This is a genomic window from Pedobacter sp. (genome assembly GCF_965227205.1).
Lineage (GTDB): Bacteria > Bacteroidota > Bacteroidia > Sphingobacteriales > Sphingobacteriaceae > Pedobacter.
Genome location: NZ_OZ245727.1, coordinates 2,612,430 through 2,628,244 on the forward strand (window position 1 = coordinate 2,612,430; position 15,815 = coordinate 2,628,244).

Consider the following 15,815-nt stretch of genomic DNA (forward strand, 5'->3'; position numbering starts at 1 on the left):
TTTTAATTTTGTGCAATGATACAAAAAATCTTCGTTTTTTATATCACTACTGTATTTTTTAAAAGTTTATCTTTTTAAAGAACTAATCATTTCTTTTTGGGGTAACCCCCTCTCCGAAATGGAATGCAAATATACACACTTATATTTCACTTCAAAATAAATTTTAAAAAAAAATAGCGGGTTTAAAGGCCCGCTATTTCATATTGTATTTTTAAGAAAAATAGATGCTTAATAATCAGATATTTCGCCTTCTATTAAAACATTTTTAAGTTCACTATTTTTTTTCCTTGTTTTCTCTTTATGCTTAGTTATTTGCTTTCTTAATGATTCAATTGCCAAATCTGTGGCTTCTTCAAATGATTTACATTGTTCTTTAGCGAATAAAGTTCCACCCGGCACAATCAGCTTTATTTCGCTTATCTTATTGGCTTCGTCTTCTACGTTCTCTAATTTTAAATACACTTCACCACTAATAATCTGATCGAAAAACTGATCCAGCTTATTTGCCTTTTTCTGTATAAAATCTAACAACTTACTGTCTGCATTGAAGTGGATTGATTGAACTCCGATTTTCATTTTTCCTCCTTTTTTTACGCCTTTGGATGGGCTTGTTTATAAATTGTTTTTAATCTTTCGATTGAATTGTGTGTGTAAACCTGTGTGGCCGCTAAGCTTGCGTGCCCTAAAAGCTCTTTAATTGCATTTAAATCTGCGCCAGCATTAAGTAAGCTTGTTGCATAACTGTGGCGCAATACATGAGGACTTTTTTTATCACTTGTTGATACCAGCTTTAAATAAGAACTTACTATGCGGTATATTAATTTAGGATATGCCGCAGCACCTGTGTTGGTAACGATTAAGTTAAACAAATTGTTATTAAACTTTTGCAACTTTTTTAACTGCAAATAGCTATTTAATTGATTTATAAGCTGTTTATTTATTGGTATGATCCGTTCTTTGTTTCTTTTACCTAATACTTTAAGCGTTCCGGCATAAAAATCTACATCTGTTTCTTTTAAGTGAATAAGTTCCGACAATCGTATTCCGGCACCAAAGAGCAGCTCTATCACTAAATGATCTCTTGTTGAATTAAAACCATCATCAAAAATCCCATCAGTATCTAAAAGTTGATTGATCTTTTCTGTTTCAATAAAAACAGGTAAACGCTTCGGAATTTTTGGTGCTTTTACAATTTGCATCGGGTTTTTTATAATCTTTTCTTCGCGAAGCAAAAATTTATAAAAACTGCGTAGTGTAGATATTTTTCGGTTTATTGTGCTTTCTGAAGATTTATCTTCCATCAGAGCTACCATGAAACTTCTTATGTGGGTTGGTTTAACTTCTACAACGTCTATTTCATAAGTTGTTTTGATATAGTGCTCAAAACCTTCTAAATCTGTTTTATATGAAGTTAGCGTATGTTGAGAATAACGTTTTTCGTGTTGTAGATATATTAGAAAACTCTTCAGCAACATACAGTAGATATTTTTTTGTACTTGATTGAAGTTACTAATAGTTTTAATATTAAGAAATTATTAAGACTTTTTTTACAAAAAAAATGCCTTCAGAAAATATTCTGAAGGCATAATTTAACTTATATCTTTAACAACTAGATAGTTGTATCTTGATTCATGTTTTGAATATAAACAGCATGTTTAATTTCAGTACGACGAGCTACAGATTTTTTCTCGTATGCCTGACGGCTACGTAGTTCTCTTAAAACTCCAGTTTTTTCGAATTTCTTCTTGAAACGTTTAAGGGCTTTATCTAATGATTCGCCGTCTTTAATGTTGATAATGATCATAACGCTGAAATACCTCCTCTCATTTGGGATTGCAAACATAAGGATTTTATCTGAAAACGAAAAACTTTTTTAGCAAAGCGATAAAACAAAAAAGCGGCTTAAGATTTTTACCTTAAGCCGCAGCAACAAATTGATTTAAAACTTATTAATTGTCTGTCATTAATCTATTGTATAATAACTCTGATTGAGAAATCGGGAAGATATATCTTCTATCTGTTGATGGTACAGAAGAAACAGTTCCTTTAGCAGGCAAATCCAAACCTAATCTCAATAAATCCGGACTTCTTAAGCCTTCACCTAAAAACTCAATATTACGTTCTTTTAAGAAAGCATCATATAAAGCTTGTGGTGTTGCAAAGTTGGCAGCACTAAAGGTTGTCGTTGCATCAGACCTTTGTCTAACTGCATTTAGTAAGCTAATTGCTCTTGCATCAACACTATTTGTACTTCTAGCCAAGGCCTCTCCTAAACTTAGTAATACTTCTGCATAACGGATAACAGGCACATAATCGCTGTAAGGAGAGCTTGTAAATTTACTCATTAACTGACTTGGAACGTTGGCAACCGTAGCCGAAGTAACTAAAGTCCTTCTAGCATCAGTAGTTTTCCAGCCAGCATCCGCCACAATTCCGGCATCATTTAATTTATATTCTCTCACAGAGTGAAAATATGAACCTAAAGCTGTTTGCCCGCCAACAATATCAGCTCCAACCACCATTGGTGATGATAAAATAGATTCGGTTGTGGTGTATGGTGTTTTGTAAACATTTGCAACATTTGCCTGAAGCGCATTTGCTACACCTGTAGTAGCTGTGAATGGAGCTGTAGCACTAACAATCTTATTTGCTTCAGTAATTACATCTGCATAACGCTGCATCGTCAAATAAACTCGGGTTTTAAATGCGATAGCAGTATTTCTATGTCCACGAACTGTATTATCATAAGCAGTGGTATAACTCAAAGGTAATCCTGTTTCAGCATCATTCAAATCAGTTATAATCTGCGCATAAACCTGCGCAACAGTACTTCTAGCTAAATCAAAATCGCCTGCACCAGAATTTCCTTTTAAACGAAGCGGTAAACCCGGCTTGCTGCCATTACCATCCCAATAAGGACGAGCGTATAATTGCAACAAACTGTAATAGGCTATTGCTCTAACCATTTTAGCCTCAGCAATGTAATTGGCAGCTAAAGCTGTTCCAACAGTAGCCGAACCACCCGCCGTCATACCATCAATAAATAAATTACAACGGTTTATTACTGAATATGCAGCTCCCCAGAAACCAGTTACCTCTTGAGCATTGTTTGATGTTGTAAAATTCCAAACCTGATATGCAGTTACAGAATTTGTAGTAAGGTTAATAAAATTATCAGCTCTTACTTCATTGTAAACAATGTATCGGCCACCATAAAAATCACCAGCTTTTAATCCAGAATAAATACCCAAAACCTGGGCCTTAATACGATCCGGAGTACTGAAAGAAGTAGCAAAATCAACAGCATTTAATGATACTGGATTTAAATCTGCCTCCTTTCTGCAAGAAGTTGCCATAACAGCAGCTAATGCAAGTGTATATATAATTGTTTTTTTCATGTTAATTATTCTTAAAATTTAAAGTTTAATCCTGCTGTAAATACTCTACCATTTGCTACAGAGTTACGCTCAATCCCTTGAGAAGCATTAGCTCCGCCATTTGATGAAACCTCTGGATCTGTACCATTATATTTAGTTAGAATAAGTAAATTTTGACCGCTAACATAAATTCTTGCACTTGTTATTTTCAATTTAGTAAGCAAACTATTTGGCAGTGTATAACCAAGAGAAATATCTCTTAATTTCACAAAATCACCCTTATAAACATTAATATCAAGCGGAACAGCTGAACCATTAGACATGTTATCACCAGCAACAACTCTTGGAACTGAAGTGATTTGTCCTGGAGTTGTCCACCTGTTTAATATATCTACAGAGCTATTCCAAAAACGCTGATCCATAATGGATGCCTGTGTACCATTATAGATGTAGAAACCTGCCTGATAAGTCATCGTCAATCCTAAATCGATGTTTTTATATCTGAAATTATTGGTAAAACCACCAAAGAATTTAGGCTGAGAATTACCATAAATGGTTTGATCTTGAGAAGTGATACCTGGAGCAATTGTTCCATCTTCGTATCTCCATCTGCTTGCAACTGGAGAACTATGATCATACAACATTCTTCTGCCATTTGCAGCAACAAAAATTCTACGACCAGTTGCCGGATCTACACCTGCTGTTCTAGCCACATAAATCATCCCCAGAGAAGTTCCAACTTTCGAAATACTAGCCGTTTCTAAACCTGATGTTGCTGATGTAAACTGATCAATTGTTGGAGTTAATGAAGTTATTAAATTTTTATTGTAAGTGATGTTAAACGATGGAGACCAGCTAAAATCTTTTGTGTTGATTGCTTGTGCATTCACTGTAAATTCGAAGCCTTTATTATACATCGAGCCAATGTTTGTTTGCGGTGAATTTGGCAAACCAGCCGACGGTGCCTGAGGTACGTTATAAATTAAACCATCTATATCATTATTATAGTATGCGGTTTCGAAAGTAATTCTGTCTCTTAGAATTCCAAAGTTGATACCAACGTCTAATTTTTTACTGGTTTCCCAACCGATCATTAAGTTACCGGCCTGACTAAAGTTTAATGTTGGTGCACCGCCAAATAAACCTGCACTGTAATATGAATTAGGAGCGTAATTATCTAAACCATTGAAATTACCTACTTCACCATAACTACCTCTTAAACGGAAACTGCTGAATATTTTACCTATCGCTCCGTTTTTCCAGAAATCTTCCTGAGCAATCTCGTAAGCTGCACCTACACTGTAGAATGTACCTGCTTTTTTATCAGGACCAAATGCAGAATACTCATCCTGACGAATTGTTGCGTTTAAAATATATTTTTTCTTGAAATCATAACTTAAGCGAGCAAAAAATGATACCAGATAGTTTTCTCCGTAACCACCAGAGTTTGTAAACTGAGCATAACCAGCGGTATAATCGTTAAAAGCCTGATCAGACAAACCTGTTCTTGTAGCACCAAATGAGCGAGCAGTAGTTTTTTGCTGTTCTGTTCCTAATAGTAAAGAGAATGAATGAACATCGTTAAACGTTTTATCAGCCTGAGCCGTGGTAGTCCAAACCCAACGTTTATTTTGGCTGTAACTTAAAGTTGCAGAACCAGCATTTGCAGGGTTTGCATTATAACCATCACCATTAAACGGGTTGGCAAAAGAATCGTTGTTTGAGTAAAGATAATCGATACCAAAAACACTTCTCAAACTTATCCATGAAACTGGCTTGTATTGTGCATAAGCATTAGATTGAATTCTATTTAAGTAGTTATAAGAACGGTCTAAATCGATTTGCACAACCGGGTTATAGAAACCAACCTGAGAAACCTTGTTATTCATCAAACCAAGGTTATTTCCTGTTAAGTTATAACCACCAGAATTTGAATAAGGTGAAACGTTAGGTGCATTTACCAAAGCAACACGACCTAAACCTGCAGTAGAGAATGCCTGACCAGATAATGAACCTGAACTAATTACAGCTAAGTTATCTTCATTAGAATACTGAAGTTTAGCTCCAATGCTTAATGCTTTACTGATTTTATGATCAACATTAAAAATTGCCCCTAATCTTTTGTAATCATTTTTTACAATGATACCTTGTTGATTGGTATAGTTCAACGACATATAATAATTAGTAGATTCTGAACCACCAGAAACACTTAATGAATTACTATATGATACACCTTGACGATAAGCGTAATCATACCAATTTGTATTAATCGGCTGCCCGTCCGGACCGTTGGTTAAAGCATAAGCATTTGTATTTACATTATAGGTTCCTGCATTTCTTAAACCTTCGTTTTTGATATCTGTATACTGGAAAGCATCCATCATATCTGGCAAACGCTGCACATTTGCAACACCTGCCCAACCATCATAAGTTACTACAGCTTTACCAGGTTTACCTTTTTTGGTTGTAATAACCAAAACACCGTTTGCAGCACGACTACCATAGATTGCTGTTGCAGATGCATCTTTCAAAACATCCATCGATTCGATATCATTTGGATTAATACTCGCCAAGGCATTACCCGCAGCGTTAGTACCACTTGCATCACCTGTAAAAGTTGCTACTCCATCAATAACAATTAGCGGATAAGAACTTAATGAAATAGAGTTTGTACCACGAATACGTAATACTGGAGGATTATTTAACACACCATTCGGAATTGAAACCTGCACACCGGCTGCTTTTCCACCTAAAGCCTGGTCAAAACTTTGTATAGGTTTGTTTGCCACCTGATCTCCTCTTATCGAAGTTACCGAACCAACTAAATCTCTTTTTTTCATTGTACCATAACCTGTAACTACAACATCATTTAATGTTGTATTGTCTTCAGTTAATGCTGCATTTACCACGCCTGATTTTATGCTAACGGTTTTAGGTTCGTAACCAACAAAGCGAAAAATTAATGAAGTGGTATTATTTGGAACTGAGATTGAATAAACACCATCAGCACCGGTTTGGGCGGCTATCCTAACGCCAGGAACACTTACTGAAACACCTGGAAGAGGAAGGCCATCTGAAGTGGAAGTTACCTTACCGGTAATCTTCTTTTGTTGCGCCTGAACCGAAAAGCTCATGAAGGCGAGAAGGAATAAAACGAGTAGTTTTTCTTTCATACTTGTAATTTTAGGTTATTGATTAATTATTTAGAGAAAATTGTATTCTATTAACAACATCAACCCTAACATAATCGATCAATAAGCTAAAAAGCTTAAAAAACATCACATTAATCCCTTCGGATACGATTAAAAAACTCAATAAATAAAAAAATACCACAATAAATGGACAAGAATTAAAAAATTCTCATACAAAATGTGATATCTGGTTAAAATTAGTTTGTTTTAGGTTTTGATTTCCTAAAAAAACAAAAAAAATAAGTAATAAAAGAATAAATATTAAAATTTAACAAATTAATTTTTAATCAAACTACAATAAATTTCAAAAACACATTAAAAAACTAACAATAAACAAAAAATAAACTCAAAAAAACATACATTCATCAATAAAAACCCATAAAAAAACATAAAACATTAAAAAAAATAATCAGTTAAATAAAAATAAACTCAAAAACACAATATCATCAAGTTAAAATCATAGAAACTCTAAAAAAGACAACAAATAATACAAAAAAAGCAAAACGCACAATTTCAAATAAGTTTATTAATTTTAGCTTCATAAAAATCTAAAAAATGACAACAGGTAAAAAGGTTATCATCTCTATCTCAATCATAGTTATTCTAATTTTAGCTGCAGTTTGCTATTACAGGTATTTTTTCGTTTTTGGTGAAGGGGTTAAAGCCGGAGAATTAAACTACGTTGTAAAGAAAGGCTACTTATTTAAAACTTACGAAGGCAAATTGATTCAAAGTGGTATCAAGTCTAGGCAAACCGGAACTTTGCAAAACAATGAATTCGAATTCTCAATTGGCAACAAGGCAATTGCAGAAAAAATGATGGCAAACAGTGGAAAATTTTACGAACTACATTATAAAGAATACAAAAACACTTTACCATGGAGAGGTTTTTACGGTTTATGTTGTGGATAGTATTATTTCAGTTAAAGATTTGCCGCAGTAATTGGTTAATTGGTTAATTGGTTAATTGGTTAATTGGTTAATGAAAACAAATACCAACTAAAAGAAGGTTTTAAAAATTACAAAAAAAAATCCGGAGGTTATTCACCGTCCGGATTTACTCATAATATATTTGGTTGTTAGTATTTTATTTAAGCTTTAGCTTAATATTTCTCTTGCAATTACAATTTTTTGAATTTCTGAGGTTCCCTCTCCTATTGTACACAATTTACTATCACGATAAAATTTTTCTACTGGAAAGTCTTTGGTATAACCATACCCACCAAAAATTTGCACAGCTTCAGTAGCAACTTTTACAGCCACCTCTGATGAAAAGTATTTAGCCATTGCCGATTCCTTTGTCATTGGTAAATGCCTGTTTTTTAAATCTGCCGCCTGGCGAATTAATAATTCTGCCGCTTCAATTTCTGTAGCCATATCAGCAAGCTTAAAACTAATTGCCTGGAAGCTCGAAATTGGCTGTCCAAATTGCTGACGCTGTTTTGAATAATTAACCGCAGCATCGAAAGCACCTTTAGCAATTCCTAATCCTAATGCAGCAATCGATATTCTGCCACCATCTAAAACTTTCATTGCTTGCTTAAATCCTTCTCCAACATTCCCTAATAAATTGGCTTTAGGTACACGGCAATTATCAAAAATCATTTCAGTAGTTTCTGAAGCACGCATCCCTAATTTATTTTCCTTCTTACCAGCTGAAAATCCAGGTGTTCCACGCTCTACAACTAAAGCAGAAATCCCTTTTGAACTTCCCTGCTCTCCAGTACGAACCATAACTACTGCAATATCTCCACTTTTACCGTGTGTTATCCAGTTTTTTGAGCCGTCAATTATATAATCATCACCGTCTTCAACGGCAGTTGTCATCATTCTTAGAGCATCCGAACCTGTATTTGCTTCAGTTAAACCCCAGGCACCAATCCATTCTGCTGTAGCTAATTTTGGCAACCATCTTTGCTTTTGCTCATCATTACCAAATGCCAAAATATGGCCTGTACAAAGTGAGTTATGCGCAGCTAATGATAATCCGATTGAACCGCAAACCCTCGCTACCTCAACAATAACATCAACATATTCTTGGTAGCCCAAACCTGAGCCACCGTATTCTTCTGGCACCAGAACCCCCATTAAACCCATTTCTCCTAATTGCTTAAACAATTCTACCGGAAAAATTTGTGCCTCATCCCATTCCATTATGTTCGGACAAATGTGTTTTTCGGCAAAATCCCGAACCATTGCCTTAACATTTACCTGCGTTTCAGTTTCTGAAAAATTATAGCTTACGCTCATTAATTATGTGTTTTTGTGGTTAGATGCGGCAATGATAAACAATTATTTTCTAGTTATTTACCATTAAATATTTGCGCAAGTGTAGAATGAAATGGTATTTAGTTCAATTACCATTTGTGTTAATTTTAAACCTTGATTAACACTGATTAATATTTTATTATTTTTTTTAATAAAATATACTCTAAACTTCATCAAGAGGAAAACAATTTCTAAAAGCTTAAATAAGGCATTATCTTATCTATAACCTGTGGATTAAGAATCAGAATTTTCTTTAAATCATCGATACTATTATAATTGCCATGCTGTTTGCGGTATTGAATGATAGCATTAATTTGTTTATATGATAAATATGGCGAAGTTTTTAGTTGATTGAAATCGGCAGTATTAATGTTTATAGTTCTTAAAGCTTTTGGATTAATAGTAATCTGGTCTTTTACTTCTGCATATTTAGCTGAATCTAAGCCATAAACTTCCAATAACTGTTCCTTTTTATAAAAACCACCTAAACGTTCGCGATATTTTAAAATCCTTAAAGCAAATGCAGGCCCTATACCTTTTACCTGATCTAAAGCGGCAGAATCTGCCTGATTTAGTTCTATAACCACAGGTGCTTTTTTCACATATTCTTTTTTCTCATATTGAAAATCCTTTTTAAAATCTGTTGGATTTTCAATTTCTACATAAGGCAAAAGCTTTTTATACATCTCTGGAGAAATAGTGTACATCCTTTGCAAATCTTCAGCTTTGAAAAATTTTCCACCTTTGTTTCTATAATTTACAATAGATTGAGCTTGCTTTGCCGATAAGCCCAAAGTTTGCCAATCTTCAACATCAATTTTATTCGGGTCGAATTTGAATAACCGATGTGAAACTTTAACATCTGAGTTTTCTATATAATTTCTGGTATAATTTCTTTGTTGATCAGTTACCTCCAGTGATTGAATTGATGCAATTAAACTTGAGTCATCTTCCTCAAGAGGTTTATAATAATTATATACAAAAGGCAAAGATTTTAAAAAGATGATAATGACGATTAAAAGCAGTAATCCATTGAATTCGCCTTTGCTGAGACCAAAATTTTTGTTTAGCCAAATTCTCATTATACGATATGACATGTGTATTATAAATATAAATCTTATTTTTGGGATTGCAAAACACTTGATGTTTCGCATATCAACAAGCTAATTATTTTTTATGAAGATTATTACGACCTCAGAATTTGCAAAGGCGACGAAGATTGATAAATTGGGTGTACCGGGTTTAGCCGGATTGCTGATGGAAATTATGAAACTGAACGACATTAATGATGTGTTCTCTCAAAATCAGCATTTTAAAGGTTTAGAGTTTGTAGATAAAATATTAGAAACAATTGGCGTTTCGATCGATTTTGATGAAGACGAATTAAACAGTATTCCCAAAACAGGACCGTTTATAGCAATTGCAAACCATCCGTATGGTGGCGTTGAAGGATTGGCATTAGTAAAACTTTTATGCACCGTTCGTCCGGATGCGAAAGTTATGGTTAACTTCATTTTAAAGAAGATTCCGAATTTAGATGAGTTTTTTGTTGCTGTAAATCCTTTCGAAAATGTTCAGCACTCTTCAAGCATCAGCGGTTTAAAAACAACTTTCGATTTATTGAGAAATGGTACACCAATCGGAATTTTTCCTGCGGGAGAAGTATCAACTTTTAAACTTGATGCCCAACAGGTAACAGATAGAATGTGGCATCCGGTAGTTGGAAAATTAATTGCGAAAGCAAAAGTTCCGGTGGTTCCAATTTACTTTCATGGCAATAATGGTGTTTTATTTAACATTCTAAGTTTTATACACCCAACGCTTCGTACTGCAAAATTACCATCTGAGTTCTTAAATAAGCATGGCAGAACCATAAGAGTGCGTATTGGTAAGGCAATTGGTCTCGATGAAATTTCGAATATGAACAAAAGCAATAAGTTAATGGACTTTTTGCGTGCTCGTACTTATGCATTAGGTGTTGGTTTAGATACTGAAAAGAAACTTTTCAATCCGTTAAACCTATTTAAGATAAAAAAGAAAGCTGCCGAAGTTATTGAAGAAACATCGAGGGTTTTAATTAAAGAAGAAGTTGCAACACTTGAAGATTTTAGAGTTTGGACTGAAAAAAACTACGAAGTATATATTGTACCAACACTTAAAATCCCAAATGTTTTAAGAGAAATTGGCAGATTAAGGGAAATTACTTTTCGAGAAGTTGGTGAAGGTACAAACAAAAAGATCGATTTAGACAACTACGACATATACTATAACCATTTATTTATTTGGGATAAGGATTTAGAAAATATTGTAGGTGCTTACAGAATTGGAAAAGGTGACGAAATTTTAGAAAGCATGGGTCGCCGTGGGTTCTATTTATCTGAGCTTTTTAAAATGAAAGATCAGTTTTACCCTATTTTAAGACAAGGAATAGAACTTGGTCGCTCTTGGATTAGAAAAGAATACCAGGGTAAACCACTTCCATTATTCCTGCTATGGAAAGGAATTTTAAAATACCTTATTGATAATCCGCAATACCGTTATATGTTTGGTCCGGTAAGTATCAGCAATAGTTTTTCTAAATTTAGTAAAGCGTTAATTGTAGATTACATCACAAAAAACCATTTCGATTATGAGATGGCTAAATACGTTAAACCACGAAATAAATTTAAGGCAGATTTATTACCAATTTCTACTGATACACTGGTAGACAGTAGCGATTCGTTTAAGGATTTAGATAGTATAATTGGTGATATTGAAAACTCTCACATTAAAGTTCCTGTTTTGTTAAGACAATACATGAATCTGAATGCAAAGATTATTTCATTCAATATCGATCCTAAGTTTTCCGATTGTTTAGATGGATTTTTGGTAGTAGATACACACAATATCCCGGCTGAAATTCTGGAGAAACTTGGTAAAAATCTTTAATAAAAAAACCCGGACATCCATCCGGGTTTTTTATTATCAACTAACCTAAACTTTATAAATACTAACCAAATATTTACATGGGCAAAGGTGAAGTTTTAATGTTAAGTTAAAATCAATAAATTATTATAATACCGATTAAGTTACTACAAACTTTAAGTTTCAATCCGATTTTAAATTAATCAGAAGTTAACCAAACCTAAATTGTTAACATTAAATAATTGTTGATTTTAAGTTAATTAATATTAAATTTAATATTACCAAATTTAATAGATTGATTAACAGAGCCAGCCATTTCTCGTTTATTTTTTGCACACTGATTAGCTTAATCTTTTCGCTTCAAAGTGTTAAGGCTCAATCTCATTCTTTTGAGTTTTACGATGGCACTTTTAATTTCAGCTTAGACACGAGCTTTGCAATTAAAACTGCTGAGATAGCATCTTCTCAATCGGCAAAAGATTTTTATAGCCATGCAGACAAAAGCAACTATCAGTCTGTTATTTTATCATTAACGGATTATAAAAAAAGAAACAATTTAAACGATTGGATTTTTTATCAGCTAATTCGAAAAACTGCACAGCAAATCAGTTCGAAAGGAGAAAATTATAGCCGCTATACTTTATACAAATGGTTTTTACTGGCAAAATGCGGTTACGATGCCAAAATTGCTGTCGGCAACGGACAAATTATTTTCTACGTTAAAAATGATGAAGATATAAGCGACATTCCATTTTTTGAAATCGACGGCAAGAAGTACATGTGCTTAAATTACCACGATTATGGAAAGCTTTTCAAACAAGCTGGAGCATATAAAGAGGTAGAAATTTCTGTTCCCGAAGCCGAACATTCATTTTCTTATAAGGTAACGAGAATGCCAGATTTTAAACCCGACAGTTATACAGAAAAAGATATTCAGTTTAGCTACAACCAAAAGGTAAATCATTTTAAGCTAAAAATAAATGAAGACGTAGAAGCTATTTTTAAAAATTATCCGATAGTAGATTTTGAGACTTATTTTAACATACCATTAAGCAGAGAAACTTACAGTTCTTTAATTCCAGTTTTAAAAGAAAACCTGAAAAAGATGAATCAAAAAAAAGGTGTTGATTACCTAATGAGGTTTACACGTTACGCTTTCCTTTATGAAGATGATTCGGACAATTTTGGAAAAGAGAAACGTTTCTCACCTGAACAAACACTTCTTAATAATGCAAGTGATTGCGATGACAGGGCTGCACTATTCTTTTACCTGGTTAAAGAAATTTACAATTTACCCATGCTTGCGGTGTTATATCCGTCGCATTTAACTATTGCTGTTCAATTTGATCAACCGGTAGGAAAATCAACAATATTATATAATGGAAAAAAATACTCTTATTGCGAGCCTACCCCTCAAATTCAAAATCTAAAAATTGGTGAGTTAGCAAGTAGTTTAAAAGATAAGAAATACGAAATCGTTTATGCTTACGAGCCAATCAAGAAATAATGTTAAAATAAAGTTAACATAAAATTAAATTCAGGTTATCTTATTGCTAAGCACGGAAAATGACTTAAGTTTTTACTTACATTTAATTTCAATTCAAATTTTGAAACTTATCATTATAACATGGCCGCAATTATCTACTCTGTTTTAAAAGAATTTTTTGTCGAAATTCATAATCATCAGGTTAAAGCCAGGATTCTTTCTCCTATCCATGATGAGAATTTATTCACGTTTCAGGTAAATTTATATTTCAAAAATAAAAGTGATGCCGATGCAAATAATCCTTCATCAACTTTCAATTCATACGCTACTACAGAAAGACATTTATTAAGTTATCTAGAAGCTTTTCAAAATACATTAGATTTGGGAGGTGATGTTGCTGAAGGCGCAAAATTTTAAAGGTTTTCTTTATCATCTTTTTCAGGCGGCAGTTCTGATTTAATTACATCCTGCTCAAATTTCTTTTCATCTTTCCGGTTTCTCTTAATCAGATATATGATAAGAATGGCAACCACAATGGCCACTCCAATTATTACTGGCAAATTAATTTCCATAGTTTTATTCGCTTAATTATCTATAACTTAAAGATAACGAATTGCCTTTTGGTGTTAACTCACAATCAATCAGTTAACATAATCATAATATGGATTTAATTTTAACATAACATATCTTTGAGCAAAATCCATTATTGTTAGATGAAAAAGAAAAAAACACCCAAGAAAAATCAAGTTACAAGCAAGACACTAAGAAAAGAAATAGCATCTAAATTAACTTTAGCATTCAGCGAAATTGCGAAGGCGTATGGAAAAGAGCAGAAAGCACAAAAAGCAATAGAAAAACTTGCAAAACAACTATCAAAAAAGATAAGCATTACCAATTCAGCGGATAAAACGATGGCACCTTTTATTAAAGAAGATGAACCATTAGCTGTTGTAAAACAGGACAAAACACCTGTTAAAAAACCAACAAAAAGTAAAGTTAAAGCAGAAGAAAATCAGGAAACTGTATCATAAAAAAAAGGCTTCAGAAATTCTGAAGCCTTTTTTGAATATAAAATATTTTATTACTTAACAGCTCCAGGAGTTGTGTATGGTAAGTTTTGTGGGTCGAAATGAGCCCAACCAGCTGCCCAGTTCTCAGCACCGAAAGCACCTTTGTAAGCAACACTTGTAAAACCTGCTGTTAATTTAGAGTTTGTGAATAATGCACCTGCTGCCGCTGCTGAATTTGCAACTACAGTAAAGTTAGGTACACCAACTCTTGCTGCTGCTACTAAATCTGCAGAGTACTTGTATGGGTCTACAAAGATACTTGCTGCTAAAGCTGCTGCATCAAATGTATTTGTAGCAGTTAGTAATGGCGTAACAACACCTAAGGCAGTAGCATTAGATGCTTTAATTTGATTGCTTTTGCTGTTAGAGTTATATACTAAGTTATTTGCAAAAACAGATCTTCCTGCTGATAAGTTAGATGAAGAATTTAATGCTCCTCCTGCTGGTAATGCATCATCATAGAAAATACCTTCAGTGTAACCAACAAATACTGAGTTGAAGATGCTGATTGCCGAGTTACGACGAATTTGCGCACCATGTTGGAAGTTAGCATTGATACTCGTGCTACCAGAACCAACCGGACCTAAGATAGTCATGTTTGAAAATACTGCTGAAGTTTGAGGAGTTGCGTTATCACCTGCTGCGTTATTATCTGATTCAAAACCATTTGAACCTGAAACGTCTGCAGTTACTGATAAACGTTGCGCTAAACCAAACTGAACTTTACCTGAGTAACCGTTATCAGTATCAAAATCATCATCCCAACTATCAATTGCAATTAAGTGAGAACAGTTAACTGAACCACCAAACCATTCGAAAGCATCATCACCTGAACGATAAACTTCAACGTAATCTACAACTGTTCCAGAACCAACTGAACCAAAAGTTAAACCATTAATTTCGTTATCTGGACTTAATGCAATACCTGCATATTCAATACGGATGTATTTTAAAACTCCAGAATTATCTGCGTTATCAGTACCACCGTGTTTACCTTTATCTGTAGCATCAGAAATACCTTCAATTGCAACTGAATTACCTACGTTATTTTGTGCTTTACCTAATACAATTAAACCACCCCAATCGCCTTCTTTACGGGCACCAGCAGCAACGCTAGATGTAAATACAATTGGTTTATCAACTGTACCAGCTGCATTAATTTTAGCTCCTCTTGTAATTACAAGCGCACCTTTTGTAGCTTTATCACCTTTGATAATTGTTCCTGGCTCAATTGTTAAAGTAGCATTATTAGTTACAAAAACATTACCTTTTAATAAATAGATTTTACTTGCAGACCAAGTAGTAGATGTCGTTACATCACCTGAAATTTCAACTGTATTTGCATCAGTTGGTGGGTTAATCTCGCCATCATCACCACTTTTAGAGCAACCTGCTAAGAAAACCAATACGCTCAATGCGCATAGTAATAATTGTTTTTTCATTTTAATTAATTTTACTTTTTCCAAAAATATGATATGAATGTAATTTGTATATTAAGCCTGATTTAACATATCATTAA

Annotated in this window: 14 protein-coding genes; 5 read left to right on the forward strand and 9 right to left on the reverse strand. The window is 33.7% G+C overall.

Going from position 1 to position 15,815, the window contains the following annotated elements; genetic code table 11:
* Window positions 1–228 precede the first annotated feature (228 nt).
* From hpf to ACO05K_RS11070, 5 genes are all read right to left on the reverse strand, one after another.
* Complete coding sequence (gene hpf, locus ACO05K_RS11050) at window positions 229–576, reverse strand: ribosome hibernation-promoting factor, HPF/YfiA family (protein WP_231462551.1); 348 nt, start codon at window positions 574–576, stop codon at window positions 229–231.
* 14 nt (window positions 577–590) lie between these two features.
* The gene (locus tag ACO05K_RS11055) at window positions 591–1,475 is read right to left on the reverse strand and encodes a tyrosine-type recombinase/integrase (RefSeq protein WP_421944491.1); all 885 of its coding nucleotides are present in this window, start codon (window positions 1,473–1,475) and stop codon (window positions 591–593) included.
* A 134-nt stretch (window positions 1,476–1,609) separates the two neighbouring features.
* Complete coding sequence (gene rpsU, locus ACO05K_RS11060) at window positions 1,610–1,804, reverse strand: 30S ribosomal protein S21 (protein ID WP_231462547.1); 195 nt, start codon at window positions 1,802–1,804, stop codon at window positions 1,610–1,612.
* A 145-nt stretch (window positions 1,805–1,949) separates the two neighbouring features.
* Complete coding sequence (locus tag ACO05K_RS11065; RefSeq protein WP_421944492.1) at window positions 1,950–3,398, reverse strand: RagB/SusD family nutrient uptake outer membrane protein; 1,449 nt, start codon at window positions 3,396–3,398, stop codon at window positions 1,950–1,952.
* Between the two features lie 11 nt (window positions 3,399–3,409).
* Window positions 3,410–6,550: a SusC/RagA family TonB-linked outer membrane protein gene (locus ACO05K_RS11070; RefSeq protein ID WP_421944493.1), complete on the reverse strand. Its 3,141-nt coding sequence runs from the start codon at window positions 6,548–6,550 to the stop codon at window positions 3,410–3,412.
* Window positions 6,551–7,123: 573 nt separating this feature from the next.
* On the opposite strand from ACO05K_RS11070, the gene ACO05K_RS11075 reads away from it, so the two are divergent.
* A complete protein-coding gene (locus tag ACO05K_RS11075) occupies window positions 7,124–7,480 on the forward strand; it encodes a hypothetical protein (protein WP_421944494.1) in 357 nt (118 codons plus the stop codon).
* 186 nt (window positions 7,481–7,666) lie between these two features.
* Here ACO05K_RS11075 and ACO05K_RS11080 read toward each other — a convergent pair whose 3' ends face one another.
* On the reverse strand, window positions 7,667–8,818 hold the full coding sequence (locus ACO05K_RS11080; protein WP_421944495.1) for an acyl-CoA dehydrogenase family protein: 1,152 nt from the start codon (window positions 8,816–8,818) through the stop codon (window positions 7,667–7,669).
* A 209-nt stretch (window positions 8,819–9,027) separates the two neighbouring features.
* Complete coding sequence (locus tag ACO05K_RS11085; protein WP_421944496.1) at window positions 9,028–9,933, reverse strand: ComEA family DNA-binding protein; 906 nt, start codon at window positions 9,931–9,933, stop codon at window positions 9,028–9,030.
* A gap of 79 nt (window positions 9,934–10,012) precedes the next feature.
* Here ACO05K_RS11085 and ACO05K_RS11090 point away from each other — a divergent pair, with 79 nt between their 5' ends.
* The 3 genes from ACO05K_RS11090 to ACO05K_RS11100 all read left to right on the forward strand — a co-directional run bounded on the left by ACO05K_RS11090 (window position 10,013) and on the right by ACO05K_RS11100 (window position 13,643).
* Window positions 10,013–11,764: a lysophospholipid acyltransferase family protein gene (locus ACO05K_RS11090; RefSeq protein ID WP_421944497.1), complete on the forward strand. Its 1,752-nt coding sequence runs from the start codon at window positions 10,013–10,015 to the stop codon at window positions 11,762–11,764.
* A 271-nt stretch (window positions 11,765–12,035) separates the two neighbouring features.
* Window positions 12,036–13,247, forward strand: coding sequence for a hypothetical protein (locus ACO05K_RS11095; RefSeq protein WP_421944498.1), 1,212 nt, complete (start codon window positions 12,036–12,038; stop codon window positions 13,245–13,247).
* 120 nt (window positions 13,248–13,367) lie between these two features.
* The gene (locus tag ACO05K_RS11100) at window positions 13,368–13,643 is read left to right on the forward strand and encodes a hypothetical protein (RefSeq protein ID WP_421944499.1); all 276 of its coding nucleotides are present in this window, start codon (window positions 13,368–13,370) and stop codon (window positions 13,641–13,643) included.
* On the opposite strand, the gene ACO05K_RS11105 is transcribed toward ACO05K_RS11100, so the two are convergent.
* Window positions 13,640–13,798, reverse strand: a complete 159-nt coding sequence (locus tag ACO05K_RS11105) for a hypothetical protein (protein ID WP_421944500.1) — start codon at window positions 13,796–13,798, stop codon at window positions 13,640–13,642. The genes ACO05K_RS11100 and ACO05K_RS11105 overlap by 4 nt on opposite strands.
* Before the next feature lie 141 nt (window positions 13,799–13,939).
* Between ACO05K_RS11105 and ACO05K_RS11110 the strand changes: the two genes are divergently transcribed.
* Entirely contained in the window at window positions 13,940–14,257 is a 318-nt protein-coding gene (locus ACO05K_RS11110; protein ID WP_421944501.1) for a hypothetical protein, read from the forward strand.
* A 50-nt stretch (window positions 14,258–14,307) separates the two neighbouring features.
* On the opposite strand, the gene ACO05K_RS11115 is transcribed toward ACO05K_RS11110, so the two are convergent.
* Complete coding sequence (locus ACO05K_RS11115; RefSeq protein WP_421944502.1) at window positions 14,308–15,738, reverse strand: hypothetical protein; 1,431 nt, start codon at window positions 15,736–15,738, stop codon at window positions 14,308–14,310.
* Between the last annotated feature and the right edge of the window lie 77 nt (window positions 15,739–15,815).

Excerpts from the sequence above, each read along its gene's own strand:
- ACO05K_RS11100 (WP_421944499.1), top strand. The coding sequence starts at position 13,368 with ATGGCCGCAATTATCTACTCTGTTTTAAAAGAATTTTTTGTCGAAATT.
- ACO05K_RS11070 (WP_421944493.1), bottom strand. The coding sequence starts at position 6,550 with ATGAAAGAAAAACTACTCGTTTTATTCCTTCTCGCCTTCATGAGCTTT.
- ACO05K_RS11055 (WP_421944491.1), bottom strand. The coding sequence starts at position 1,475 with ATGTTGCTGAAGAGTTTTCTAATATATCTACAACACGAAAAACGTTAT.
- ACO05K_RS11115 (WP_421944502.1), bottom strand. The coding sequence starts at position 15,738 with ATGAAAAAACAATTATTACTATGCGCATTGAGCGTATTGGTTTTCTTA.
- rpsU (WP_231462547.1), bottom strand. The coding sequence starts at position 1,804 with ATGATCATTATCAACATTAAAGACGGCGAATCATTAGATAAAGCCCTT.
- hpf (WP_231462551.1), bottom strand. The coding sequence starts at position 576 with ATGAAAATCGGAGTTCAATCAATCCACTTCAATGCAGACAGTAAGTTG.
- ACO05K_RS11105 (WP_421944500.1), bottom strand. The coding sequence starts at position 13,798 with ATGGAAATTAATTTGCCAGTAATAATTGGAGTGGCCATTGTGGTTGCC.
- ACO05K_RS11090 (WP_421944497.1), top strand. The coding sequence starts at position 10,013 with ATGAAGATTATTACGACCTCAGAATTTGCAAAGGCGACGAAGATTGAT.
- ACO05K_RS11075 (WP_421944494.1), top strand. The coding sequence starts at position 7,124 with ATGACAACAGGTAAAAAGGTTATCATCTCTATCTCAATCATAGTTATT.
- ACO05K_RS11080 (WP_421944495.1), bottom strand. The coding sequence starts at position 8,818 with ATGAGCGTAAGCTATAATTTTTCAGAAACTGAAACGCAGGTAAATGTT.
- ACO05K_RS11085 (WP_421944496.1), bottom strand. The coding sequence starts at position 9,933 with ATGTCATATCGTATAATGAGAATTTGGCTAAACAAAAATTTTGGTCTC.
- ACO05K_RS11110 (WP_421944501.1), top strand. The coding sequence starts at position 13,940 with ATGAAAAAGAAAAAAACACCCAAGAAAAATCAAGTTACAAGCAAGACA.
- ACO05K_RS11065 (WP_421944492.1), bottom strand. The coding sequence starts at position 3,398 with ATGAAAAAAACAATTATATATACACTTGCATTAGCTGCTGTTATGGCA.